Raw genomic sequence first — 25,349 nt, 5'->3', positions numbered from 1 at the left:
TTATTTGGTGCCGCAATTGTCGATCACCGCCGCGGCGATGACCTTGGTCGCATCGATGAGGCTTTCGATATCGACGCATTCGTCATAGGCGTGGAAGCCCTCTCCGGTGGCGCCATAGATCACTGCGTCCACTCCGGCGCCCGCATAGTGGGCGGCGTCGGTCACGGCCTCGAATCCCTTGACGACCGGCGCTGTCTTCTGGACCTGACCGGCCCTCTCGTAAATGGATGTGACGAGCGGGTGGTCGACCGGCGTGTTCATGGGCGGGAAATTGAGGTCAAACAGGTCCCAGAGAACTTTCGGCGGGTGCTCGCGCATCCACGGGTCCATGGCCGCGAAATTCAGCAGAAACGCCTCGAACTCGGCTTTCACGTCCTCGAAATTCTCGTCGGGCATGAACTTGTAGTCGAGATCGATCGTCACGACGTCGGAGATGATAGCCGCGTTGGACATGATGACGGGATTGCCGTCTTCGCCCATCCCCGCGCCGCCACGGATAACACCGGGATTGATCGTCGCAAGACCTGCAGGAACCAGTGGATGCCAGTGGTCACGGCACCGGCTTGCCTCAAAATCGCGCAGGGCGTTGAGGAACCGGTTCGCCAGCTCGATGGCGTTGACGCCAGGCTCGACCCGATCCGCGGTATGAGCCTGCGGCCAGATCGAGTTGAAACGCCATCCGGCATGCGCCTGCTTTCCGAAAATGGTGACGCGCGCCCAGGTAAGACCGCCCTCGGCCGGCACCACATTGCCCCAGGTGGGCTCTGCGATGATCGCCCGTTTGGCAAGTCTCTTGTTGCGGACGATATCAATGGCGCCGAAACCGCCGGCCTCCTCGTCCACAACGCTGTGGATGGCCAGCCGGCCATCCAGCTCGACGCCGGTTTTCCGGATCGCGTGAGCCGCCGCCATGCAGGCGGCGACGCCGCTCTTCATGTCGATGGCGCCGCGCCCCCAGATCCGGCCGTCGGTGATCTCGCCGCCGAACGGTTCCTTGGTCCAGTGGGAATCGTCTCCGACCGGCACCACGTCAATGTGACCGCACAGGATCAGGCTGTTTTCATCGGAGCCTTCCCATTCGCCAATGACGTTGGGCCGATCTGGGAACACGTCCCAGCGCTCCGTCGTAAAACCATCGGTTTCGAGTTGCTTCTGGATGATGTCCTGCACTTCCGGTTCGCGATTGAGCTCCGGATCGACCTGAAATTTCGGATTGACCGAGGGAACGCGCACCAGTTCCTGTGTCAGTTCGATAACGAAATCCGGATCGTCGTCGATTGCTTTCCAGACGGCTTCTATAGCGTTGCTCATGCTGCCTCCTGTCCAAGTTCTTTGAGAAGTTGATCGGTAGTCACCTGCCTGCAGTAGCCTCTGATCGCCGAAAGCGAATGGTCGTGGCGAAACTGCGAATAGGTGGCGCAGGCGTCGGTGACGAGGGTGACCAGATAGCCGATGTCGCATGCGTCCCTGACGGCGCTCTCCACGCACTGGTCCGTCACAAGCCCGCTGATCACGAGTTGCCGAACGCCGAGATTGCGCAGCAGATAGTCGATATGCGTCGAGACGAAGACGGAGGACGACGATTTCGGGAGCACGATTTCATCGTCGGCCGGCGCCAGTTCGTCGATGACCTTGCCGTCCCATGATCCTTTGGGAACGTGAAAACCGGTGATCTTGTAATCGAGACTGCGATCGCGCCCGTCTTTCGTCAGGCTCTCTATCGTTGTGTAGAGCACTTCGATCCCGGCGTCGCGGCATCCCTTCTGAAGGCGTTGCATGTTGGGCAACACGCGTGTCCTGAACTGATCGTAGAACCAGCCGTATTTCGCGTCGAACTCGGCGTCCTCGATATGCTTGAACTCTCCGCCGTCGCGCCGCGCGCAGAAATTCTGGACGTCGATGAACAGCAGCGCGGATTGCTCGGGCGTGAGAGGCAGGTCGCGGGACAACGTCATGACGGCGCCCTTCTTGAAGCCAGTTCCTCGATGGCGCCACTGAGCAAGTCCGCCCATCGGCGATGGCCGGCGTCGTCGCGCAAGTGATCATTGCGAATTTCAATCAGGCTGTGCGCGAGCTGACGCCCCTCTGCGTGCGCCGGGATCGACCAGTCGGAGGCGTCGATCGCATAGGGCTCGTTCATGCCAATCAGGAGCGACAGGTCTCGCCGGCGCAACTGTTCGGCGAGAAACTCTGCAGTCTGTCGATCGGCGCGAAAGGCGAAGCCGACGTCCCACAGGCGCTGCAGTCCGCTGAAGTGCCTGGTGAAACTGTGAATGGCGACAAGAGTCGTGCGGTGCGATTTCTCGATCAGATCGGAAATCGTCCGGTGAAAGGGTTCGAAAATCGCCTCGATGCGGCGCTTGCGGCTGTCTTGCGTGAGGTTCCGATTACCCGGCACAACCACGCCGTCGCTGGTTTGCGGTATCGCATCGGCCGCTTCGACCGGGCGATTGCAGTCGATCACCAGCCGGCTGTAGGGCTGAAGCACCAGCGGCGCATCGAGGGCGTCGGCGACGAGCCTGGCAACGGCGCCTGCACCAATGTCGTAGGCGATATGCATGTCCATGATCTGCGGCGCCAGTCCAAGATTCTTGAGGTCGGAGGGAATGGCGCGCCCCGCGTGCTCGCACACCAGCACGACGGGGGAAGGGCTGTCGCCGTTCACAACCTCGAAAGGTTGTGGATCGTCATTCCGCAACAGGGATGAATCATGCCTCATGGCATAGGACGTCATATGTTCAGGGCCCTCTGATTAAGGGGTAGTAGATGAAAACATTCAATCAATGTCAACGAAATATTCGATATTGACGAAATATTTTCAAAGTGAGAGTTTGGCGCTCTGCAAGGGAATACAGCGCAATGGACCTGCGACAGCAAATCGGTGAGATGTCCGACAACCTGACGGCGACGGAGCGCAAATTGGCGTCCGCGCTGCTTGCGGACTATCCGTTCGCCGGGCTTGAGCCAATACAGACGCTCGCGGAAAAAACCCACATATCGGCGCCGACCATCACCCGTTTCATTCAAAAGCTCGGTTGCAACGGTTACCAGGATTTTCAACGCCGTCTGATAAGCGAACTGAAGGAGGGGCAGCAGTCGCCGGTCGAGTTGCGCCGACGCACCAAGCCAATCGGAAGTGGTTTTCTGGAAGGTTATCTGAACAACACCTCAGTTCTGCTGCAGCAAGTGTCCAAGGCGGTCACGGAAGCGCAGTTCAACCGCGTATGCGCGCTGACGGCAGACAAGAAGCGGGCCGTCTATCTGATCGGCGGACGCATCAGCGACACCGTCATGGAATATCTCGGACGGCATCTGCGCCAGATACGCCGTGACGTCTATCACCTGCCGCCCGACCCGGAAGTCTGGCCGGAATATCTGCTGCGCATGCGTTCGCAGGACATCCTCATCATGATGGATTTCCGGCGTTACGATCCGCGACTTGAAAAGTTGGCGGGCATGGCCGCCCGCGAACGCGGTTCTCAGGTGATCGTGATTACCGACAAGTGGCTCTCGCCGATCGCTCGCCATGCAACGGAAGTGCTTGCATTGCCGATTGAGAGCGGAACAGCCTGGGATTCCAGTTGCGGGGCTGTCGCGCTTGTCGAGGCGATAATCTCCAATGTATCCGAGCAGGACTGGGAGGCGACCAGAAATAGAATTGGCCAGTGGGATGGCTTCAGACTTGATCAGGAAATGGACGAGTAATGAGACATGAACCGATGATCATCGCCGCGACGAGCGACCTCGCGGGCAAGATGCGTGGAAAGGCCTTCGCCGCGCATGAATTCGAAAAGCGATTGAAGCGGGGGGTCGGATGGACGCCGACCAATGTTCAGATCACCTGTTTCGACGTCATTGCCGAAAGCCCCTACGGCGCGTTGGGCGATCTCGTTCTCATTCCCGATCCGTCGGCGCTCGTCAGGGCGGATTTCGGCGACGACGGTCCAGCGGAGCAATTCGTTATCGGCGATATCCTGACGACGTCGGGAAAGCCCTGGGAATGCTGCACGCGGTCGATCCTGAAACAGGCGCTCGCGCGTCTCGAAAATGCGACGGGATTGCATCTCAAAGGCGCCTTCGAGCATGAATTCCAGTTCGTCGATGGCGGCTGTCCGCCCGGCAGAGCCTATACGACCGCCGGTTTTCGCGCAGAAAGGGTCTTCGCCGAAACCCTGTTCTCGATCTTTGGGGAGGCCGGTCTGAAGGCGGACACCTTCATGAAGGAATTCGGCGCCGACCAGTACGAGGTGACCATCGGACCGTCGATGCAGACGCGGATCGCGGACCAGGCCGCAATCGTCCGCGAACTGGTCCAGGAAACGGCGGCGCGCCTCGGCCGCCGCGCCAGTTTTACGCCGCTTCGCGATCCCGCAGGAGTCGGCAACGGCGTTCACATCCATCTCAGCCTGCAGGATTCCTCCGGCGCCGGACAGACCTGGGACGCTAGCGGCCCTTACGGCCTCAGCGCCATCGCAAGACAATTCATCGCCGGCGTTCTCAAATATCTCGACCGGATCGTCGCCCTGACGGCTCCAAGCGTCGTCTCCTACACCCGGCTGACGCCACACCGATGGAGCGCCGCCTTCAACAATCTGGGCTTTCGCGATCGCGAGGCGTCGGTGCGGATCTGTCCGACAAGCGACCTCAGCGATGTCGATCCTGCGGAGCAATTCAATTTCGAATTTCGGGCGGCGGACGCCGCGGCTAGTCCCTATCTGGCGCTGGCCGCGATCATCCATGCGGGCGTGCAGGGCGTCGAGGAAGGTCTGGAATGCCCCAAGGCGACGGAAGAAGACCTGTCGCTTCTCTCGGCCGGTGACCTCGCCTCGCGCGGTTTCGTCAGGCTGCCGCAATCGCTTGAGGAGGCGCTCGATCGGTTTTCGTCCGACGAGACCGTCACCGGCTGGTTTCCGGGCGCGTTCGCGGATGTCTATCGTCAGCACAAGCTTGGCGAGATGAAGGTGCTGGAAGGCAAGACGGAAGCCGAAATCTGCAAAGCCTACGAAGAGGTCTACTGAGTCTCGGCTTCGGCCGTTTCGTCTTCGGACTCCTTCAGGTCGATGCGTTCGGCGGCCCGCTTCGGCTTGATCAGCGGTTCCGGCGCAACCGGGCGGGTGTGCAACATGTCGTTGCCGGCGTAGAAGCCTTCGATCGCCTGCACCTTCAGCCTGTCCTCGTCCCTGCGGCGCGTGTCGCTGACGATTTCGTCAGCGATCTCTTCGTCCATGCCGAGCATCTCCAGGGTCTTGCGGCTGAAGACAAGGCTCGATTCCAGGGTTTCGCGGATCTCGTAGTCTACGCCGCGGTCCCGCAGCGACAGCGTGTGGGCGCGGTCATAGGCCCGCACCAGCAATCGCGTCTCGGGAAATTCCGCCTGGATCAGGTTGACGATCCGGTCTGTCGTCGCCCGTCCGTAGGTGCACACGGCCACCACTTTCGCCCGTTTGATGCCGGCCGCCAGAAGCACATCCTTGCGTGCGCCGTCGCCGAAATAGATATTGAAGCCGAATTTGGAGGCGTTGCGGATCTGGTCGGCTGAATGATCGATGATCGTCACGTCCGTTCCCCCGGCAAGCAGCGTCTGCGACACGATCTGACCGAAACGCGAAAAGCCGATCATCAGCACATCTGATCCGGCGTTTTCGAAATTCTCCTCCAGTTCCTCGTGCTCGCTCGTCGTTTGCAGCCGTTCGGCCAGCATGGTGGCGAAGGGCGTCAGCGCCATGGTGACGGTAACGATGGCGATCAGCAGCGAAGCCGTGTCCGAGGAGAAGATGCCGGCGGCGGCGGCGGCCGTGAAGATGACGAACCCGAACTCGCCGCTTTGCGGCAGCAGGCCGGCGATCCGGATTGCGGCGTTGTGGCTCGATCCGAACAGCCGGCACAATACGTAGATCAGCAGGCTCTTGAGGATCATGATGACAGGCACGGCGATGACGATCATCAGCCAGTTCTTGACCACGACGTCCAGATTGAGCGACAGGCCGACGGCCATGAAGAACAGCGCTAGCAGAATGCCGCGAAATGGTTCGATGTCGGCTTCCAACTCGTGCCGATAGGACGATTCGGCGAGCAAAACCCCGGCAAGGAACGCGCCCATGGCCATCGAGAGGCCGGCGAACTGCATGAGGTTCGCCGATCCGAGCACAACGAGGAGCGCCGCCGCGATCATCGCCTCGCGGGCGCCCGATGTGGCGATCAATTGAAAAATCGGGTTGAGGATGTAGCGGCCTGCGATAAAGAGCGCGACGATGGCGGCGATCGCGATGCCGAAATCCAGCAGGGGGTTGGTGTTCCCCCCGGCGCTGAAGGGCGTCAGCAAGGGAATGATCGCGAGGAGTGGAACGATGGCGAGATCCTGGAAAAGCAGGATGGAGAACGCCCGCTGTCCCGCGGCCGTGTTGCGTTCGCCGCGTTCCTCGAGAATTTGCAGCGCGAATGCGGTGGAGGACAGCGCCAGTCCGAAGGCGATGATGATCGCCGCGTTGAACGACGTCAGTTTCAAAACCAGGATCGGTCCTATCAGCACAAGTCCGGTGACGACCACCTGCGCAAGTCCCAGTCCAAAGATCTCGCGGCTCATGGACAGAAGCCGGGAAGGCTTGAGTTCAAGCCCGATGATGAACAGCAGAAGCACGACGCCGAGTTCCGCGAAATTCAGGATTTCGCCGCCGCCGAGAACGATCCGCAATACGGGGCCAAACAGAATACCGACGAACAGATAGCCAAGCACGGTTCCAAGGCCGAGGCGTTTGGCCAGCGGCGCTGCGATCACGGCGCCGGCGAGGAGTATCAGCGCCTCGCGGAAATAATGCATGTCGTGTTCCGGCATGAATGTCAGTCCCTCGCTTTGGATGCGTCCGGTTTACCACAGCTTTGGAAAAGCTCCTGTCAAAGGCAATATAGTAATATTGATGAATTTTTTCCCCTGGCTGCCGAATATTGCTGGCGCGTCGGGCAGTCCTGCTGCGATCACGGGCGGTTTAAGCTTGATGCCGAACCGCCTTGACCATAAATGATGCCCAACGGAAAGGCTTGATTGATGTTGCAGCAGGACAAGACCAGTGAATTGTTGGGCAAGGCGGAATTGCTCGTGGAGCAGGCAAAGCGCGCCGGCGCCGATCGGGCCGACGCCGTCGTCGCCAGCGGACAATCGGTCTCCGTGAACGTGCGCATGGGCAAGGTGGAAAGCACCGACGCCTCGGAAGCCGACAGCTTTTCGCTGCGCGTCTTCGTTGGAAACCGGTTGGCGAGCGTCTCGGCGAACGCCAGGGCGGACATGACGACGCTCGCCGAGCGGGCCGTCGCCATGGCGAAGGTTTCGCCGGAAGATCCGTATGCGACGCTCGCCGATCCGGAAAATCTGGCGCGGGATATCATCGATCTGGATCTGTTCGACGCGACCGAGGTCACCGCCGATGAACTGACCGATGCGGCGCTCGCCATGGAAAATGCGGCGCTGGAGGTGCCCGGCGTAAGCAACTCTTCCGGCGCCGGAGCATCCACGGGGATGGTCGGCGTGGTGCTGGTGACGTCGCACGGCTTTTCCGGTGCTTACCGGCGAAGCAGCTTCGGACGATCGGTCAGCGTGATCGCCGGGGAGGGCACCGGCATGGAGCGCGACTACGACTTCGACAGCGGCGTCTATTACGACGCCCTGGAAAGTCCGGAAAAGATCGGTCATTCTGCCGGCGAGCGGACAGTGCGTCGTCTCAATCCGCGCAAGGCGGCGACCGGAACCGGAATTCCGATCGTCTGTGATCCGCGCGTCGCGCGCGGCATTGCAAGCCATATCGGCGGCGCCATCAATGGCGCGGCCGTCGCCAGAAAAACCAGCTTCTTTCGCGACAGCATGGGCCAGCAGGTGCTCGCGCCATCGATCACCATCACCGACGATCCGCAGATCGTTCGCGGTTCGGCGTCCCGCCCCTTCGACGGCGAGGGCGTTCGGGGCGAACGGTTGGAAATGATCAGGGACGGCGTTCTGCAACACTGGTTCCTGTCCACCGGAACCGCGCGGGAGCTCGGCCTGAAGACGAACGGACGCGGCGCGCGCAACGGCGTCAATGTCAATCCTTCCTCGACCAATCTCGCCCTGGAGCCGGGCAGCCGTTCGCCGGAGGAACTCATCGGCGAGATCGACAACGGCTTCTACGTCACCGAAGTGATTGGACAGGGCGTGAACATGATTACCGGTGAATACAGCCGGGGCGCGTCCGGATTCTGGATCGAGAACGGGCAGTTGACCCACCCGGTTTCCGAGGTCACTGTGGCCTCGAATCTCAAGGACATGTTCAAGCGCATGACGGCCGCCAACGACATCGACAGAAGCTTCCCGACGGCTTCGCCGACCCTTGTTATAGAGGGAATGACGCTGGCGGGAACCTGAACATGACGACAAGCGATCTGGCGCTCATTCGGGACGCCGCCCGTGAAGCGGCGTCGATCGCCATGGGGTATTTCCGCCGCGATCCCGATGTCTGGTACAAGGACGGAACGTCGCCTGTTTCCGAGGCCGACATCGCCGTCAACGACTATCTGCAGGAGACGCTCGGCCGCAGCCGGCCGGATTATGGCTGGCTGTCGGAAGAAAGCGCCGACGACATGTCGCGGCTTGGCGGCGCGCCCGTCTTTGTGGTCGATCCGCTTGACGGAACCCGCGGTTTCGTCGGCGGGCAGGACCAATGGTGCGTCAGTATCGGCGTCGTCTGCGACGGCGTTCCGCAGGCTGGCGTGCTTGCCTGTCCCGCGCGCGACGAATACTTCGAAGCCGCGCTCGGCGGCCCGGCCATGAAGAACGGCCAGCCGATAACGGTGTCGTCAAAGGGTTTCGACGGGCGCGTCGCCGCGCCCAAATCGATCATGAAGAAGCTGTCCGGCGGTCCTCTCGCCACGATGGTGCATGAGGTTTACATCCCGTCGCTCGCCTACAGGATCGCGATGGTCGCCGACGGCAGGCTTTCGGCCACGCTGGTCAAGGCGAACGCCAGTGACTGGGATATCGCAGCCGCAGACATCATCCTCAGACAGGCCGGCGGAAGCCTCGTTGACATCAAAGGCAATACGCTGGGCTACGCGCGTGCTACGACGAAGCATGACGCGCTGATCGCTGCCGCCAACGGCATGATGTCCACGCTCAGGAAAGAACTGGACGGTGTCGAGTTGTAGACGGTGTCTCTTGCATTGCACAAACCCGGCGTCATACTGCTGTGGCAAGACAGTGTTGATTTTTACCGGTTGAACAATGGAGTTGGCCATGGCGCAGGAAAGCAAGCAATTGCTTCATCTGGTATTCGGAGGCGAACTTGAGGATCTGAAGCAAGTCCGGTTCCGTGATCTGGACGATCTGGACATCGTTGGAATCTACCCCGATTACGGGTCGGCGCTCGTGGCCTGGAAGGCGAAGGCCCAGCAGACGGTCGACAACGCGCATATGCGATATTTCATCGTTCACATGCATAAGCTCTTGAATCCGGAAGATGATGATTCTACCAGCCTCTAGGGCATTTGCGGCCGCATGAGCGGGCCAGCATGATTGTGCCCCTGTCCGGTCATGGCGCCGGGCGTCGTGGTTTTTGCTGGCGGATGAACGATCACTGATGAGTTCCGAAACAAGGCCCCCTGACGGTGATGTCGCGCACAAGCGCAGGAAACGGCGTCCGCTGCGCGGGCTGCTGCATTCGAATGTCTTTCTCACGATCGTCTCCTATTTCATCCACGGGCTGCTGACATTCATCCACTGGTCCAACCGGTTCGTGCCGGCGTCCGATGACTTCGTGCAGAAATCGGAAGGCATGCGGCCCGGCATCTTCGCGATGTGGCACGGGCAGCAATATCTGATCCCCTATCATCGCCCGAAGAGCGAGCCGGTCGCAGCCCTCGTTTCGAGAAGCCAGGACGCAGAGATCAATGCGCGCATCCTGGATCTCAACGGCGTCAAGACCGTGCGCGGGTCTGGCGGTCGGCCCAGCTATTTCCAGAACCAGAAGGGCGGCGCTCAGGCCCTGCGCGGACTGATCCGCGCCATTCGCGACGGCTACAACATTACGATCATCGCCGATATCTCGAAAAGCACGCCGCGCCAGGCGAGCGAGGGCATCGTGATGCTGGCGAAACTTTCGGGCCGACCGATATTTCCGATCGCCCTTGCAACCAGCAATCACTATGTTTTCAAGAAAACATGGGATAAGACCACCATAAATCTGCCATTCGGCCGGGGTTGCCTTAAGATCGGAGACCCTGTTTACGTTCCGCGCAATTCGTCGGAGGAGGAGTTGCAGGAATTCCGGAAGATATTGACTGAAGAGATGAATCGGGTGACGAGCCAAGCATACGAGGCCGTTGGAGTGCGTGAATGAGCCATACCTGGGCGCGCGTTGCTCTGACAGCCTATCGCTGGACCGGAGCTGGCATCTATCCCTTTATCGGCAGCTACCTTGCGGTGCGCGCGACCAAGGGCAAGGAAGAGCGGGCGCGCCGGCTCGAACGCTACGGCTATGCGAGCGTGGAGCGGCCCAACGGACCGATCGTCTGGTTCCATGCCGCAAGCGTCGGCGAAACCAACGCCGTCGTGCCGCTGATCCGCGAGGTGCGCAGCCGCGGCATCCACGTCATCCTGACGACAGGCACCGTCACCTCCGCATCCGTCGCCCGCGAACGTCTGGGCAATCTCGTCATCCACCAATATGTGCCGCTCGATCTCAAACCGGCCATTTCCCGCTTCCTCGACTACTGGAAGCCCGATCTCGCGGTGATCGCCGAATCCGAGATCTGGCCCGTGACGATCCTTGAACTCGGCGCGCGCAAGATGCCCCAGGTTCTCGTCAACGGCCGGCTTTCGGACCGGTCCTTCTCGAGCTGGAGCAAGCGGCCGAGCCTGGCGGAGGCGCTTTTCGAAAATCTCTCCCTGGTCGTCGCTCAATCGGATCTCGACGCGGAGCGTTTTCATGCGCTTGGCGCCCGTCCGATCACCATATCCGGCAATCTCAAGGCGGACGTGGCGCCGCTGCCTTTCGACGCCGAAGCGCTGCGCAAGATGCAGCTGCGCATCGGCGACCGTCCGGTCTGGGCCGCCGTCTCCACCCACGCCGGCGAGGAGGAGATCGCCGTCGACGTGCATGAAGCCCTCATGCAGAAATACGACCTCGTCACGGTCATCGTGCCGCGTCATCCCGAAAGGTCGGATGATATCGAGAACCTCATCAAGTCGCGCGGCCTGATCGTCGCCCGCCGTTCGCGCGGGGAAGTCATTACCCAGAACACCGATGTCTATCTCGGCGATACGATTGGCGAGATGGGATACTATCTCAGCCTTGCAAGCATCGCTTTCGTCGGCCGCTCGCTCACCGGCGAAGGCGGCCAGAACCCGATGGAGCCCGCGGCTCTTGGATGTGCGATCCTGTCGGGCCGCAACGTTCAAAACTTCCGCGAAAGCTACCGGAGCCTGTTGAAGCGCGGCGGCGCCCGGCTGGTGCGGGATCGCGACATGCTGATCCAGTCCGTCGACTATCTCATCAGCAACGAGAATGTGCGCCGCGACATGTGCGCCGCCGCCGCCAAGACGATCGAGGAAATGAGCGGCGCGCTGCCCAAGACAATCCGCGCGCTGGAGCCCTATATCAAACCGCTGATGGTCCAGGCGCAGCTTCAAAGAAGCAACGGACAGCGCCGCCCATGGTGAGTGAAGCCCCGCCATTCTGGTGGGCGCGATCGGACTGGCGCGCCTGGTGCCTTTCGCCGCTGGCGTTCGCCTATGGTCGCGGCGCGGCGATCCGCATGCGCCATGCGCCGCGCGCGCCGGTCGATTGTCCGGTGATCTGCATCGGCAACCTGACAGTCGGCGGAGCCGGCAAAACGCCGACGGCGCTCGCGCTCGCCGACACCGCCCGCAGAATGCGGCTGAAGCCGGGTTTTCTTACGCGCGGCTATGGCGGCTCGCTGCGCAAGACGGCGCTCGTCGATCCGTCGCACCACTACGCAACGGAAGTCGGCGACGAGCCGCTGCTTCTGGCCGACAAGGCCCCGACGGCCATTGCCCCGAAGCGCGTCGACGGCGCAGAGCTCCTGATAGAAAACGGCGTCGACCTGATCATCATGGATGATGGCTTTCAAAGCGCGAAGATCGCTTTCGACTACGCGCTTCTCGTCATCGACGCCCGCCGCGGCGTTGGAAACGGGCATATTCTGCCAGCTGGTCCGGTGCGAGCGCCGCTTCTCGATCAGATCCGCGGCGCGGACGGCCTCCTTGTGATCGGCGACGGAGACGCGGCCGACCGCGTCGTGCGCATGGCCGGGCGGGCGGCGAAGCCTGTCTACGAGGCGCGCCTCAATCCGCTCAAGGCGAAGTCCTTTCGCGGCAAGCGGGTTCTGGCCTGGGCCGGCATCGGCGATCCGGGAAAGTTTTTTCGCAGCCTCGAAACGATCGGCGCCAAGGTGGAGCTGACGCGGAGTTTCGGTGACCACCATAGCCTCAACGAGGACGAGATGGCGGACCTCCTCGATCTCGCCCGCCGAAACGACCTGCAGCTTGTCACCACGTCAAAGGATATGGCTCGCCTGAGGCACGCGAGCGGAGAGACGCGAGAGCTTGCCGCTCAGTCCGAGGTGCTTGACGTTCGTTTGGAATTCGATCTGCCCGATCTCGGGCAACGCATCATCGAGGAAGCGCGGGAAAACTTCAGGAAGCGAAGAACGTCGGAAAATCAGCCGCCGGTCTGATTGGGCAATACGCCGGCGATCCGGTCCGCCTCGACCGAGGCCTGGATATTCGCATAAGGCTCCTGTCGCGCCACGCTCCAGTATTTCAGCTCCTCCAGTGGAATGGATTCGCCGGTAATCGCGCAGCGGACAAAGGAACCGGGCGTGATGACCTGGAAATCGGAGTCGAGATAGCGGATCTTGGCTTCGCCAGACCCATGGCCTTCAAACTTGTTCATCCCTTTCCCTCGTCGTATCTTCTTGGCTTGGCCGGATCTCCTATCGCCGACCGAACAACTTCTCAATATCAGATAGTTTAAGTTCAATATAGGTCGGGCGGCCGTGATTGCATTGGCCGGAGCCCGGCGTCGCTTCCATTTGGCGCAACAGCGTATTCATTTCCTCGATCGTGAGGCGTCTGCCCGAGCGCACCGAACCATGGCACGCCATCGTTGCCGCGACATGGTCGATGCGCGATTTCAGGCCGCTCGCATCTTCCCATTCGGCGATGTCGTCGGCAAGCTGGCGCACGAGACCGGCGGCGTCGATCTCGCCAAGGATCGCCGGCGTCTCGCGCACGGCCAGCGCACCGGGGCCGAAACGCTCGACCGCAAGTCCAAGCTCCGCAAAGGCGTCGGCATGGGCCATGAAACGGTCGCAGTCCTCCTCGGCAAGGTCGACAATCTCCGGAATGAGCAAGACCTGCGACGGCGTCCGGTTCGCGTGGAGCGATTGCTTCAGCGCCTCGTAAACGAGGCGTTCATGCGCCGCGTGCTGGTCGATCACGGCGAGGCCGTTGCGGGTCTGGGCGACGATGTAGTTTTCATGCAGCTGCGCCCGCGCCGCGCCCAGAGGATGGTGCGTCGCATCGTCCGCGGGCGTCGCATGGTCGTAAACCGGCGGCCTCTCGCCACGCGCGCTTGGGCTATCGATGGCGCCGAAGACGGCCTGTCGCTCCTCGGCAAAACCTGTAACCGCCGCCGTCTCAAGGGGACGAAAGGGCGATTGATCCATGGTGTAATTCTGCGGGCGTTGCCCGCCACCGAAGGCTGCCGGATTGCCAAAGCCCGCAGGACGGCCCTGCGGCGCAGCGGATTGCCGTCCGAAACCCGGTCGAAAGGCCTGCATCATCCCCTCGGCGCCGAGCGTCGAGGCGCGGCCGCCTTCGCGCGTCAGGGCCTCCCGAATCGCGCCGACGATGAGACCGCGCACCAGCCCCGGATCGCGGAACCGGACATCGGCCTTCGCCGGATGGACATTGACGTCCACCAGCGCCGGATCGAGCTCGATGAAGAGGGTCGCCACCGGATAGCGCCCGCGCGGGACCGTGTCGGCATAGGCTCCGCGGATCGCCGAAATCAGCAACTTGTCCTGCACCGGCCGCCCGTTCACGAACATATACTGATGCAGCGAATTGCCCCGATTGAATGTCGGCACGCAGGCAAAGCCCGTAAGCCGGACGTCTTCCCGCACGGCGTCGAGCGCGATGGCGTTGTCTTTGAAGTCCCGGCCGAGAATCTGGGCGATGCGCGCGAGGCGGTCAGCCTCGGTCGCCGGGAATTCGAGGCTGGTCCGGTCGGGTCCTGAAAGCGCGAAGCGCACTTGCGGAAAGGCGATCGCCATGCGGCGCACGACCTCGGTGATCGCGCCTGTCTCGGCGCGCTCGCTCTTCATGAATTTCAGACGCGCGGGCGTCGCGAAAAACAGGTCCCGAACCTCGACGATCGTGCCCTTGTTGCCGGGCGAGGGCCTGGGTTCGGTCATCCGGCCGCCTTCAACCCGGACTTCGAAACCGGTGTCGGCGTCGTCGGGCCGGCTCTGGATACGCAGCTTGGCGACCGAGCCAATCGACGGCAGCGCCTCGCCGCGAAAGCCGAGCGTCGAGATATGGTCCAGGTCTCCGTCGATCTTCGACGTGCAGTGGCGCTGCACGGCAAGCCCCAGATCGTCCGGCCCCATGCCGCAGCCATTGTCCGTCACCCGGATCAGCGACTTGCCGCCTGCGGCCGTTGCGACCTCGATGCGCCGCGCCCCGGCGTCGATCGCGTTCTCGACCAGTTCCTTGACGACGCTCGCCGGCCGCTCGATCACTTCACCGGCGGCGATCTGGTTTATCAGCGTCTCTGAAAGAAGTTTGACGGCCATGGCGCATCATCGGAGATTCGCGGGCGCAAGGAAAGCCGGAGCGTGATGTTGTTAAGGGGTAAACGCGTCACGCAGAGGCGGACGAGCGCTCTCCCAACACCGTGTCGAGAACATACCGCGTCGTGCTGTCGTCCGCTCCCCGCCAGGCCACGATCTGATCGGGCCGTACAAGAACAAGCGGCGCCTCATAAAGGGCGGCGACCTCGGGATCGTCTATGTCCAGAACCTTGAGCGGCATGCCGCGACGCTCCGCCTCGGCGATCATGCTCGCCGCTTCCGGCGAGGTCCCGCCGAGGCGCAGCAACGTCCACTCAAAGCCGAACAGATCATAAAGCGACGTGGTTTCGTCGAACCAGAAATGCGGCGCCCGCCCGCCCGGTGATGCGGTCGGCGCATAGTGGTCCGGCCTGTCCTCGACCGGTTCGCGGTCTTCACCGAGAATGATCGACGAGCCGTCATAGCGCGCGCCAAAGGTGACGCCCGGGATGTTGAATTCCGCCCGGCCATGCGCCTCGAGATAGGCGCCCGCGGCTTCGCGCAGCCGGGCGCCCTCGTCGGTGTCGTCCTCCAGCCCCGGTTGCGGCGTGTAGTTGCCCAGCGATTCGGCAAAGCGGCGGGCGAAGCCGGTGTTGCGGATCGCGACCGGTCGCCGCTCGATTTCGTAGCTGTCGAGCATCGCAGGCGGCGAAATTTCTTTCACCACGGCGGCGAGTTTCCAGCCGAGATTGACCGCATCGTCGATCGCCGTGTTGTAGCCAAGCCCGCCGGCCGGCGTGAACAGATGCACGGCGTCGCCGCCGAGAAAGACCCGGCCTGCGGCGAACCGCTCTGCAACCAGCGCGTGGCCGGCCGTCCAGGTTCCGCGCGACAGGATTTCCGCATTGACCGCACGACCGACCGCCGAGCGGAACACGTCAAGCGCCTCGTCGTCGCTCATCCTGTCCGCGTCCTCGCCATCGCGAAGCTGCGTATGGAAGGCGAATTCGCCGCGCCCGTCGACCGCCGCCATAAAGGCGCGCCTTTGCGCGTTGAACGTCACATTCATCCAGGCAGGCGCAAACGGCGAGGCTTCGTAGAATTCCGGGCAGCGCAGATAAAGCGCGAACATTCGTCCGCCAAAGAAATCGCGCACGACGCCGGTTTCGCCCCCCATGCGATATCCCAACTGGCGGCGAACGAAGCTGCGGGCGCCGTCGCCGGCCGCCATATACCGGCACCGTATCGTGCGGCGCGATCCCGTCTCTACTTCCTCGGCCTCGACGGCGACGCCGTGTGCGCTGTCTTTAAAACCGACGACCTTCCAGCCGTAATGGACTGAGACGCCGTCGAGCTTTTCCGCGTGGTCTCGAAGCACCTGTTCGACGAACTTCTGCGAGACGCGGTGCGGCATCTCCGCCGCGCTCCATGACCCGCCAAGCGAGGCGATGCGGCTCTTTGCCTCGCGCGCCGAGGGCAGCCTGAAACGGGCCAGTTCATGGGTCGCATAGCGGATGAAATAGGCGATGTCAGTCGGAAAATCCTCCGGCATGCCGAGCGCTCTTATCTCGTCCGCGAATCCCAGCCGCCGATAGTGCTCCATTGTCCGCGCCTGGGTCGCGTTGGCCTGCGGATTGAACGCCGTCGAGGGTTTCTCGTCGAACAGTATCGCAGAGACGCCGCGCCGCCCAAGCTCGTTGGCGAGCATCAGGCCAAACGGCCCGCCGCCGACAATTCCCACATCACAATCCATGCGCACCCTCCGCTACAGGGTCTTGGAGAATACCGGGCCGCTTGGCAACTGTGAAAAACGTGTTGGCCCCTTGCATCCTGCAAGCAGCCAAACTGCAAGACCTCCGACGTTTTGAAAGCGGCGTCGTTCTTCCGGTTCAAAAAAATTTCCGTAAAGACTTTCGAAACATGCACACCCGTCGTTAAACTCTTCGCCGTTATTGTCGGCGTCGGCTTTTACGCGGGGGATCAATCGTCATGAAACGCATTTTATCGCCGTTCTCGTCTTTCGGCGTCCTGCTCGGGCTCCTGTTTCTCGCCGCCTCCCTGACGCCGTCGCTGATTCCGCGTGATCCGGTTCTGCAAGGCGCTCTCGGCGGCATCGTCATGGCGCTCGGATACCTCGCCTGGCGGATTGTCGAACTGCTCTGGACGGCGGCGGACATGCCGGTGTTGCGCGGTCGTCTCCTGTATATCGTGAAGGCGGTCGCCGCTGTCGGCGTTCTTGTCATCCTGGCGCTGTCGCTGCGCTACGCGCTTTTGTGGCAGAACGATATACGCGCCCGCATGGGAATGGAGCCTGTGGACGACGCGCACCTGATCCAGATGCTGCTGATCGCCCTGGTCGTGTTCCTTGTTCTGTTCGGCGTCGGCGCGCTGATTGCATTTTTCTCCCGTTTCGTCCGCACGCGCCTTCACCGCGTCATGCCGCCGCGAAGAGCCAATGTGCTGGGTCTGGTCATCGTGTTTCTGGTGCTGTTCGTCGTCACGCGCGACGGGCTGCTCGACACCGCCATTTCGGCCATGGACGAGGCCTATGAGGCCGGTCAGAACCTGTTCGAAAGGGCGCCGCCCGCGCCCACGCTCGCCCGCATTCCCGGCAGCGCCGAATCCCTGGTCGGGTGGGAGGAAATGGGTCAGCCCGGACGCGATTTCGTAACCGGCGGCCCGGACGCCGCGGCGATCTCTGCGTTTACCGGAAAGCCGGCGCTCGATCCCGTGCGCGTCTATGTCGGCCGCGCCAACGCTGATACGCCGCAGGAGCGCGCTGACCTTGCGCTCGCCGAGCTGATCCGGCTCGGCGCTTTCGACCGCAAGGTTCTGGTGCTGGTCAGCCCGACCGGAACCGGCTGGATGGATCCGGGATCGCACGATCCACTGGAATATATGCACAACGGCGACATCGCGACGGTCGCGGTGCAATATTCCTATCTGCAGTCGCCTTTCGCGCTGTTGTTCGAAACCAGAACCGGCCTTGATCAGGCCTCGGCGACGATTTCAACCATATATGATTACTGGACCACGCTGCCGGCCGATCGGCGGCCGCGGCTTTACATCCACGGCTTGAGTCTGGGCGCATGGTCGTCAATGTACGCGACGACGCTTTTCCAGTTGGTCAATGATCCGATTGACGGCGCGTTCTGGGCCGGTCCGCCATTCCCGTCGGAATTCTGGAACAAGGTGCAGCACGCGCGCAATGAAGGCACGCCGTGGGTCCTGCCGAAAATCGGCGACGGATCGCTGATCCGCTACAGTGCGCCGGGAGAGGACGACGCCGCTTACGCCGACTGGGGCGACATGCGCATGGTTTTCCTGCAATATCCGAGCGACCCGATCGTGTTCTTCGATTCTTTGTCCGCCTTTCGGCCGCCGGTCTGGATGCGCGAGCCGCCGGGCAGGGGCGTTTCGCCTTATCTGCGTTTCATGCCTGTCGTCACGCAGTTTCAACTGGCCCTCGACATGGCGCTGTCCACCGCCGCCCCCGCGGGCTACGGTCACGCCTACTATGCGCATGACTATATCGATCCCTGGGTCGAGGTGACTGCGCCGGAAGACTGGACGGCGGCCGATACCGAGCGACTGAAAGCGCATTGCAACAATGGTTTCCAGAACGGCTGCTCCAACGGGGAGGCTATGGCCGAATGACCTTTTCTTTCGGGCGTCGCGATATTCTGAAAGCAGCTTCGCTGTCGCTTGTCGCGGGCGCGTCCGGCGCTGCGCGCGCATCTGCGGGCTCGGGATGCGCCATCGCTCTCGGCGGCGGCGCAGCGCGCGGACTTGCCCATATTCCGGTTCTGGAAGCGCTGGATGATCTTGGCGTCCAACCTTCAATGATCGCCGGCACGTCAATGGGCGCGATCATTGGAGCCATGTATGCCAGCGGCATGTCCGGGCTGGAGATCAGGGCCTTTGCTATCGATCTTCTCTCAAGCCGGCTGAACACGTTGCGCCGTCTGTTTCCCGGTAATCCCGGCAGCTGGGCATCGGTTTTCGCCATGGGGAACTCGGCCGCGCTTGATCCGGAAGTGCTGATGTCCGCCATACTGCCTGACGCCGTTCCTGACGAATTCACGGGCCTGCGCACGCCGATGCGAATCGTGACAGCAGACTTCTATCGCGAGGAGGAGTTCGTGATCGAGGACGGGCCGTTGAAAAAGGCGATCGGCGCGTCCGCAGCGCTTCCGGTGCTTCTTTCGCCTGTTCGGTGGCGGGATCGCGTGCTTATAGACGGGGGGTTCGTCAATCCCACCCCGTTTGACATCCTTGCCGACCAGCCGGGACTTGTCATCGCCGTCGACGTGACCGGAAACGGCTTCCGAGCCACCGGTCCCACCCCCGGCGCAATGGACACCTGGATCGGTTCCTCACAGATCGCCTTGCATTCGCTGGTCAACGAGCGCCTGAAGCGGATCCAGCCCGACCTGCTTGTTCGCCCCGATGTCGGCGGCTTCGCCAGCATGGACTTTCATCGTATCGATGAAATCCTGCTTGCCGCGAAGATTGCAAAGGAAGATGCAAAACAAAGGCTGGGCGATCTTCTGGATGGGGCTGCGCAAGGCGCTAACTAAGCCGCGTCTCATCGGGCTTCGCTCGTTGCGCGTTTCCTTTCGTGTATGCGCGACAAATGTCGCAACGCGAACGCCCTTCGCAATGGCGTCAAACTATTGGTGGTTTTGTTTCACCCCGCCGGACGTTTTTGATGGAATGCGCAAGGCGTTTGCGCAATACACGGTTTCAATGGAGAGGAGACAAACGCACGGATGCAGGATTTCGCGGCGTCATTTTTGGAGGCGTTCAGGCTGGTCATTTCGCTCGACCCCGATCTTCTCGAGGTCGTGTGGCTGTCGATGCGGGTCAGCCTCAGCGCCGTCGCGATGGCTGCACTCGTCGGCTTTCCGGTCGGCGCCTTCCTCGCCGTCGCGCGCTTCCCGGGCAGGGGACTGCTTGTCATCACGATTTCCGCGCTGATGGGTCTGCCGCCGGTCGTCGTCGGTCTCGTCGTCTACATGCTGCTGTCGAGCGCAGGCGTCCTTGGCCCGCTGCAATTGCTTTATACGCCGACCGCGATGATCATCGCCCAAACCATTCTCGTCACGCCCATCGTCGCCGCGCTCGCCCGTCAGACACTCGAAGATCTGCACGATGAATATCGCGACCAACTCGTCCTTTACGGCCTGGGCAATCTGGCGCAATTGAAAACGCTTCTGTGGGAGGGGCGCTACAGCCTTTTGACGACGCTGCTCGCGGGTTTTGGCCGGGCGGTGGCGGAAGTCGGCGCCGTGATCATCGTTGGCGGAAACATCAACCATGTCACGCGGGTCATGACGACAACGATCGCGCTTGAAACCTCCAAGGGAAACCTCGCTTTGGCGCTCGGCCTGGGCTTCATCCTGGTCACCATCGCCTTCGCCGTGAACGCGCTCGTGTTCATGTCCCGCGCCGCAGCCGTCAGGCGCGCCTATGCGTGAAGATTTGCTGTCGGCCGTGCAGCGCCAGGCGATGCCGGTTCTTCCCGTCACCGGAACGGAACTCAAGGTAAGCCGCAAGGGCAGGGTGCTGCTCGATGTTGAAAGCTTCGAGATCGCAGGTCATGGAACCACCGTCATTGTGGGGCCCAATGGCGCAGGCAAGTCGCTGCTTCTCAATCTGCTCGCCGGATTGCGTCAGCCCGACCGCGGCAAGGTGCGATGGAATGGCACGCCGCCCTCCCGGTCGCGCTACTGCCGTTTCGGCATGGTGCTGCAGCATGCGGTTCTGCTGCGTCGCTCCGTCAGGGCGAATGTCGAATACGCCCTGCGCGCTGTCGGTCACAGTCGCAACGAGGCGCGCCGGCGCGCCGAAACCTCGCTTGGCGAGGCAGGCATGGAGCGCTTCGCCCATGCGTCGGCCCGTGTGCTCTCAGGCGGCGAAAGGCAACGTCTTGCTCTGGTTCGGGCCTTGGCCACGCATCCGGATCTGCTGTTCCTCGACGAACCCACATCGAGCCTCGATCCGGCTTCTGTCCTGGCGATCGAAACGATGGTGCGGGACGCCAGCGTCAAGGGCATGCGCGCCGTCATGGTCGCCCACGATCTCGCCCAGGCGAAAAGGGTCGCGGACGAGATCATTCTTATGCATCATGGGCGAATCGTCGAACGCGCTGCAACCGACGATTTTTTTCAGCGTCCGCAATCCGAAACAGCCGAGGCGTTCATATCAGGACGCTTGCTGATTTGAACTTTATTTTGAAAAGGGGAGTTTCAATGAACAGACATCTTGCACGCTTCATGGCCGTTTCCACTGTGGTCGCCATGACGGCAGGGGGCGCGATGGCTGACGATTTCGTCGTTGTCCAGTCAACGACCTCGACACAGAATTCCGGCCTCTACGATTACATCCTGCCGATCTACGAGGACAAATCCGGCGTCCAGATCCGGGTTGTCGCGGTTGGAACAGGGCAGGCCATCAAGAATGCGCGCAATTGCGACGGCGATGTTCTTCTGGTGCACGCAAAGCCGGCGGAAGAAAAATTCGTCGCGGAAGGCTACGGGGTTGAACGCACGGACGTGATGTACAACGATTTCATCATCGTCGGTCCGCCGGCTGATCCGGCTGACGTCAAGGGTATGAAGGACGCGTCGGCTGCGTTGAACAAGATCGCTGACAGCGAAAATATATTCGTGTCTCGCGGCGATGATTCAGGCACCAACAAGAAGGAAGTCGCGCTCTGGAAGGCTGCGGGTGTCGACCCGTCGCAAAGCAGCGGACAATGGTATCGCGAAACCGGCTCTGGAATGGGCGCCACGCTCAACGCGACCATTGGCATGGACGGCTACACCATGACCGACCGGGCGACCTGGATCGCATTTGGCAATAGGGCCGATCACGAAATTCTGGTGGAGGGCGACAAGGCGCTGTTCAACCAGTACGGCGTGATCCTCGTCAATGCAGAGAAATGTCCGCGCGCCAAATCCGACCTTGGCCAGGCCTTCGTCGACTGGATGTTGTCGGACGAGGGCCAGAAGGCGATTGCCTCCTACCGGCTCGACGGCAAGCAACTGTTCTTCCCGAACGCGCCCAACGTGACGAACTGATCTAAGCGCGACGCGACGCAGTATCGTGTCGCGTCGGATTATTGGCTGAACAAAACATGAACAATTTTGCTGCGTTTGTCGGTGTTCCGTGATATAAGATGAGATCAACAAAGGGCAGGGGCGACTGGTCGAATGGCGGCGGAAGGGCGAAAAACCAGAATTCCCGAAACAAAGCCAAAGGATTGATTTGGAGCACTGCAGAAGCCCGAAACTCTATGAATCGCAATTTCCCGAAACAAAGCCAGATGCGATCGGATTAGCGGGAGAAAGATGAAAAAGCCAAATTCCCGAAACAAACCCAGTGGACCGCCTTGGAGCTCTGCAGATCACAGAAGGCTTGAAATTCGCGGATTCCCGAAACAAAGCCAGAATTAAATTTTATAGTTTTATTTCAAAGACTTAAATGATAATGGCGTCATGCAAACAGCGGCTCCGATATCGAGAGCCGCCGTTATTTTCAGGTGTGAGCGGCAATCAGGTCGTCTGGATCAGCTTGGTGATTTCGTTGACCTTGGCGGCCACGAGATCTGCGTCGCCGCGCGCTTCAACGTTCAGTCTCAGCAGCGGTTCGGTGTTCGACGCGCGCACATTGAAGCGCCAGTCATCGAAGGCCATGCCGAGACCGTCGACGCCCTCGATTTCGGGATTGAGTGGAGCGAAGTGATCCGAAATACGGCTCTGGACCGCCTTCGCGTCGTCCACGGTGAAATTAATCTCGCCGGAACACGGGAAGGCTGCGATCCGGTGGTCGACCAACTCGCTCAGCGTTGCGCCGGTGGAGGACAGTTCGGCGACGATGGCGAGCCAGGGCAGCATTCCTGTGTCGCAGAAGCTGAAATCGTTGAAATAGTGATGCGCGCTCATTTCGCCGCCGTAGAGCGCATTGTCGTCGCGAAGCATCTGCTTGAAGAAGGCGTGTCCTGTACGGCAGACGCGAGGATCGCCGCCCGCCGCCTTGACGACGTCGATGGTGTTCCACGTCAGGCGCGGATCGTAAAGAATGATGCCGCCCGGATGGCTGCGGAGAAGCGTCTGGGCGATCAGGCCGACGAGATAGTAGCCTTCGACGAAGCGCCCTTTCTCGTCATAGAAGAAGCAGCGGTCGAAATCGCCGTCCCAGGCAAGGCCGAGATCCGCGCCGTTTTCGATAACCGCCTTGCTCGCCCGTTCCCGCTTGTCGGGAAGCAGCGGATTGGGGATGCCGTTGGGCAGGGTCGGGTCCGGCTCGTGATCCACCCTGATGAAGGTGAAGGGCAGATGGTCTTCCAGAAGATCGATGATCGGTCCGGCGCATCCATTGCCGGCGTGGCAGACGATCTTCAACGGCTTGAGGTCGACGCCGGAGACCTGGGTCAGCAGGCGCTCGACATAGGCTTTCTTGTCGAGATGCATGGCGAGCCGGCCGCGATCCGCATAGTCGGAAACAGTCTTGAACTGCTGGTCCGAGTAGACAAGCTTTTCGAGAGGTCCGAGAGCGTTGTCCTGTGTCGCCGCGCGCGCGCCTTTCAGCACCATCTTGATGCCGTTGTAGTTCATCGGGTTGTGGCTGGCGGTGATCATCAGCCCGGCGTCGGCATTGTGGAAATCGGTGTTGAAATAGACCTCCTCGGTGCCGCACTGGCCAAGCGGAAGCACATCGACGCCGCTGTCGAGCAAACCCTGGATCAGCGCCTGGGCGAGCGCCGGGCTGTCCATCCGCATGTCGTGTCCGACGACAACGCTCTGGGGCGAAAACTGGGCGGCGACGGCCTGGCCCAGACGATAGGTGAAGGGCACGTTGACCTGTGCGGGAATTTCACCGCGAATGTCGTAGGCTTTGAAGGCGGAAGTCATGGCGGGGGTCCGGTTTGATTAGGCGAAACAGCTGTTGGTTGGATAGCATCGGGCTCGGGGTGAAACAACCGTGCCCGCGCATCGGTTCCCTCAGATCAGCACGCGAGGGTCGGCCTTTCCGCGAAACCGCGCCTCAAGCAGGAAGGTTTCGCCTGCGTCCGGCTGCGCGCGCATCTGATCGTCGTCGAGGCCGATATAGGCGGACGTCACGATCATCCTGGAATGATCGCGGCCTGTGAAGGCGGGACAGGTGACACGATCCGTCGGCAGTTCGATCGTCTCGAAGCAGACGCCGCTCGGGTCGAACCCTTGCACGCAGGCTCCGTCCCAGCGCGCGCACCAGAAATTGCCGTCTGTGTCGACCACCGCGCCGTCGGCAAAACCGCGATCGCTCGCGGTCTCGTCCAGGAAAACGGTCGGGGCGGCGACCGGCAATCCTGTTGCCGGGTCGAGGGCGACGCGCATGACTTTTTTGGTTGGCGTGTCGGTAAAATATCCGGACGCGCCGTCCGGCGTGAAGCAGATCGCGTTCGGCACGGTGATCCCGCCAAAGAGTGTTTTGAGTTCACCCTTGCAGTAGTGATAGATCGCCCCGGCGTTATCGGCGCTTTGCCAGCCCATCGTGCCGATCCACAAGGCGCCGGAAGGATGAACCCGGCCGTCGTTGGAACGGTTCTCCGGCTTGTCGGGCTCGAGTTCCTTGATCAGGTTCAGCGAGCCGTCTGCGACGACGCGCCGGAACAGGCCGTTCTCCGTCGCGATCAGCTGGCTTTCGTCGTCGATCACCGCAAGCACGCTCGCTGCGAAAGGCAGGGTGTGGATCGTCTCCACGCCCTTCTCGGACATCTCCAGCAGTGTCTTGCCGGGAATGTCGAACCAGTAGGTAGTCCCGGTCGCTGTGTCATAGGTCGGCCCCTCGCCGACCTCGCACGCTGTCTCGCTGAAATCCTTGTAGGTCGCCACAGTCTGGTTCAATTCTGTCTCCCGAAAACTGTATCGTAGGCCTTAATGGCTTCCACGGCGCGCGTTTCGACCTCGGCGGCGGTCAGGCCGGGTTTGTAAAGACTGGTCCCAAGACCGAAGGTCCGAACGCCGGCCTGGGCGTAGGATGCGAAATCATTATGCGAAACGCCGCCTACTGCGGCTGTTTCTGTTCCAGGCGGCAGCACGGCACTGATCGCTGCGACGCCGGCCGCGCCGAGCACGCTGGCGGGAAAGAATTTCAGGCCGGAGGCGCCGGCGCGAAGCGCTGAAAAAGCCTCGGTCGCCGTAAAGACTCCTGGCATCGATACGAGACCGAGGTCTGACGTCCGTTTGATGACGGCGGGGTCGGCGTTCGGGCTGACCACCAGCCTGCCGCCGATCTCCGACAGACGGTCGACCTCTTCGGGGACAAGCACGGTGCCGGCGCCAATGAGGGCGCCGTCCGGCGCGGTGTTCACGGCGATTTCGATGGAGGCGAAAGGGTCAGGCGAGTTCAGGGGGATCTCGATGGCTTCGAAACCGGCTTCGACGAGTGCGCCCACGATATCGGCGGCTTCGTGCGGGCGTATCCCGCGCAGAATGGCGACAAGAGATCGCTGCAGCGGTGGCCAGCCGGACGCGGCGCTCATG

General features: G+C 61.6%; 23 protein-coding genes. 13 read left to right on the top strand and 10 right to left on the bottom strand.

The genetic code is table 11. The features are described 5' to 3' along the window. The 3 genes from AAFN47_RS16660 to AAFN47_RS16650 are packed head-to-tail and all read right to left on the bottom strand — an operon-like array spanning nucleotide 1 to nucleotide 2,734. A complete protein-coding gene (locus AAFN47_RS16660) occupies nucleotides 1–1,311 on the bottom strand; it encodes a M20 family metallopeptidase (protein WP_499810379.1) in 1,311 nt (436 codons plus the stop codon). Beyond that, nucleotides 1,308–1,955, bottom strand: coding sequence for a cysteine hydrolase family protein (locus tag AAFN47_RS16655; RefSeq protein ID WP_499810378.1), 648 nt, complete (start codon nucleotides 1,953–1,955; stop codon nucleotides 1,308–1,310). The genes AAFN47_RS16660 and AAFN47_RS16655 overlap by 4 nt, the downstream gene beginning before the upstream one ends. Continuing rightward, a complete protein-coding gene (locus AAFN47_RS16650) occupies nucleotides 1,952–2,734 on the bottom strand; it encodes an N-formylglutamate amidohydrolase (RefSeq protein ID WP_499810377.1) in 783 nt (260 codons plus the stop codon). Before AAFN47_RS16650 ends, AAFN47_RS16655 begins: the two co-directional genes overlap by 4 nt. A 125-nt stretch (nucleotides 2,735–2,859) precedes the next feature. Here AAFN47_RS16650 and AAFN47_RS16645 point away from each other — a divergent pair, with 125 nt between their 5' ends. Both AAFN47_RS16645 and AAFN47_RS16640 read left to right on the top strand, forming a co-directional pair. Beyond that, on the top strand, nucleotides 2,860–3,705 hold the full coding sequence (locus AAFN47_RS16645) for a MurR/RpiR family transcriptional regulator (RefSeq protein WP_499810376.1): 846 nt from the start codon (nucleotides 2,860–2,862) through the stop codon (nucleotides 3,703–3,705). Further along, a complete protein-coding gene (locus AAFN47_RS16640; RefSeq protein WP_499810375.1) occupies nucleotides 3,705–5,018 on the top strand; it encodes a glutamine synthetase family protein in 1,314 nt (437 codons plus the stop codon). The genes AAFN47_RS16645 and AAFN47_RS16640 overlap by 1 nt, the downstream gene beginning before the upstream one ends. On the opposite strand, the gene AAFN47_RS16635 is transcribed toward AAFN47_RS16640, so the two are convergent. Then, entirely contained in the window at nucleotides 5,012–6,832 is a 1,821-nt protein-coding gene (locus AAFN47_RS16635; protein WP_499810374.1) for a monovalent cation:proton antiporter-2 (CPA2) family protein, read from the bottom strand. The two genes, AAFN47_RS16640 and AAFN47_RS16635, sit on opposite strands and share 7 nt — an antisense overlap. A gap of 210 nt (nucleotides 6,833–7,042) precedes the next feature. On the opposite strand from AAFN47_RS16635, the gene AAFN47_RS16630 reads away from it, so the two are divergent. The 6 genes from AAFN47_RS16630 to lpxK all read left to right on the top strand — a co-directional run bounded on the left by AAFN47_RS16630 (nucleotide 7,043) and on the right by lpxK (nucleotide 12,717). Then, the gene (locus AAFN47_RS16630; RefSeq protein ID WP_499810373.1) at nucleotides 7,043–8,389 is read left to right on the top strand and encodes a TldD/PmbA family protein; all 1,347 of its coding nucleotides are present in this window, start codon (nucleotides 7,043–7,045) and stop codon (nucleotides 8,387–8,389) included. A 2-nt stretch (nucleotides 8,390–8,391) separates the two neighbouring features. Then, the gene (locus tag AAFN47_RS16625; RefSeq protein ID WP_499810372.1) at nucleotides 8,392–9,168 is read left to right on the top strand and encodes a 3'(2'),5'-bisphosphate nucleotidase CysQ; all 777 of its coding nucleotides are present in this window, start codon (nucleotides 8,392–8,394) and stop codon (nucleotides 9,166–9,168) included. An 88-nt stretch (nucleotides 9,169–9,256) separates the two neighbouring features. Further along, nucleotides 9,257–9,502, top strand: coding sequence for a DUF4170 domain-containing protein (locus tag AAFN47_RS16620; protein ID WP_499810371.1), 246 nt, complete (start codon nucleotides 9,257–9,259; stop codon nucleotides 9,500–9,502). A gap of 97 nt (nucleotides 9,503–9,599) precedes the next feature. Next, nucleotides 9,600–10,358: a lysophospholipid acyltransferase family protein gene (locus AAFN47_RS16615; RefSeq protein ID WP_499810370.1), complete on the top strand. Its 759-nt coding sequence runs from the start codon at nucleotides 9,600–9,602 to the stop codon at nucleotides 10,356–10,358. Further along, nucleotides 10,355–11,680: a lipid IV(A) 3-deoxy-D-manno-octulosonic acid transferase gene (waaA, locus tag AAFN47_RS16610; RefSeq protein WP_499810369.1), complete on the top strand. Its 1,326-nt coding sequence runs from the start codon at nucleotides 10,355–10,357 to the stop codon at nucleotides 11,678–11,680. The genes AAFN47_RS16615 and waaA overlap by 4 nt, the downstream gene beginning before the upstream one ends. Further along, entirely contained in the window at nucleotides 11,674–12,717 is a 1,044-nt protein-coding gene (gene lpxK / locus AAFN47_RS16605; RefSeq protein ID WP_499810368.1) for a tetraacyldisaccharide 4'-kinase, read from the top strand. Before waaA ends, lpxK begins: the two co-directional genes overlap by 7 nt. Here the strand turns inward: lpxK and AAFN47_RS16600 are convergent. The 3 genes from AAFN47_RS16600 to AAFN47_RS16590 form a co-directional block, all read right to left on the bottom strand. Then, entirely contained in the window at nucleotides 12,702–12,935 is a 234-nt protein-coding gene (locus tag AAFN47_RS16600) for a DUF2093 domain-containing protein (RefSeq protein ID WP_220228095.1), read from the bottom strand. The genes lpxK and AAFN47_RS16600 overlap by 16 nt on opposite strands. Before the next feature lie 40 nt (nucleotides 12,936–12,975). After that, nucleotides 12,976–14,841 carry a DNA mismatch repair endonuclease MutL gene (mutL, locus tag AAFN47_RS16595; RefSeq protein ID WP_499810367.1) on the bottom strand — a complete coding sequence of 622 codons (1,866 nt, stop codon included), beginning with the start codon at nucleotides 14,839–14,841 and terminating at the stop codon, nucleotides 12,976–12,978. A gap of 67 nt (nucleotides 14,842–14,908) precedes the next feature. Beyond that, nucleotides 14,909–16,570 carry an FAD-dependent oxidoreductase gene (locus AAFN47_RS16590; protein ID WP_499810366.1) on the bottom strand — a complete coding sequence of 554 codons (1,662 nt, stop codon included), beginning with the start codon at nucleotides 16,568–16,570 and terminating at the stop codon, nucleotides 14,909–14,911. 236 nt (nucleotides 16,571–16,806) lie between these two features. Between AAFN47_RS16590 and AAFN47_RS16585 the strand changes: the two genes are divergently transcribed. From AAFN47_RS16585 to AAFN47_RS16565, 5 genes are all read left to right on the top strand, one after another. Continuing rightward, complete coding sequence (locus AAFN47_RS16585; protein WP_499810365.1) at nucleotides 16,807–18,474, top strand: alpha/beta hydrolase; 1,668 nt, start codon at nucleotides 16,807–16,809, stop codon at nucleotides 18,472–18,474. Further along, complete coding sequence (locus AAFN47_RS16580; protein WP_499810364.1) at nucleotides 18,471–19,397, top strand: patatin-like phospholipase family protein; 927 nt, start codon at nucleotides 18,471–18,473, stop codon at nucleotides 19,395–19,397. The genes AAFN47_RS16585 and AAFN47_RS16580 overlap by 4 nt, the downstream gene beginning before the upstream one ends. Before the next feature lie 192 nt (nucleotides 19,398–19,589). Continuing rightward, nucleotides 19,590–20,297, top strand: a complete 708-nt coding sequence (locus tag AAFN47_RS16575) for an ABC transporter permease (protein WP_499810363.1) — start codon at nucleotides 19,590–19,592, stop codon at nucleotides 20,295–20,297. After that, a complete protein-coding gene (locus AAFN47_RS16570) occupies nucleotides 20,290–21,045 on the top strand; it encodes an ATP-binding cassette domain-containing protein (protein WP_499810362.1) in 756 nt (251 codons plus the stop codon). Before AAFN47_RS16575 ends, AAFN47_RS16570 begins: the two co-directional genes overlap by 8 nt. A gap of 26 nt (nucleotides 21,046–21,071) precedes the next feature. Further along, nucleotides 21,072–21,902: an ABC transporter substrate-binding protein gene (locus AAFN47_RS16565; protein ID WP_499810361.1), complete on the top strand. Its 831-nt coding sequence runs from the start codon at nucleotides 21,072–21,074 to the stop codon at nucleotides 21,900–21,902. 474 nt (nucleotides 21,903–22,376) lie between these two features. Here the strand turns inward: AAFN47_RS16565 and AAFN47_RS16560 are convergent, their stop codons facing one another. The 3 genes from AAFN47_RS16560 to AAFN47_RS16550 form a co-directional block, all read right to left on the bottom strand. Next, nucleotides 22,377–23,735 carry a phosphohexomutase domain-containing protein gene (locus AAFN47_RS16560; protein ID WP_499810360.1) on the bottom strand — a complete coding sequence of 453 codons (1,359 nt, stop codon included), beginning with the start codon at nucleotides 23,733–23,735 and terminating at the stop codon, nucleotides 22,377–22,379. A 90-nt stretch (nucleotides 23,736–23,825) separates the two neighbouring features. Then, a complete protein-coding gene (locus AAFN47_RS16555) occupies nucleotides 23,826–24,710 on the bottom strand; it encodes an SMP-30/gluconolactonase/LRE family protein (RefSeq protein WP_499810359.1) in 885 nt (294 codons plus the stop codon). Beyond that, on the bottom strand, nucleotides 24,707–25,348 hold the full coding sequence (locus tag AAFN47_RS16550; RefSeq protein ID WP_499810358.1) for a 2-dehydro-3-deoxy-6-phosphogalactonate aldolase: 642 nt from the start codon (nucleotides 25,346–25,348) through the stop codon (nucleotides 24,707–24,709). Before AAFN47_RS16550 ends, AAFN47_RS16555 begins: the two co-directional genes overlap by 4 nt. Nucleotide 25,349: the final 1 nt, after the last annotated feature.

Source organism: Hoeflea sp. CAU 1731 (genome assembly GCF_039888615.1).
Lineage (GTDB): Bacteria > Pseudomonadota > Alphaproteobacteria > Rhizobiales > Rhizobiaceae > Flavimaribacter.
Note: the sequence above shows the minus strand (reverse complement) of the source record. Positions and strands in the feature narration are given on the sequence as shown.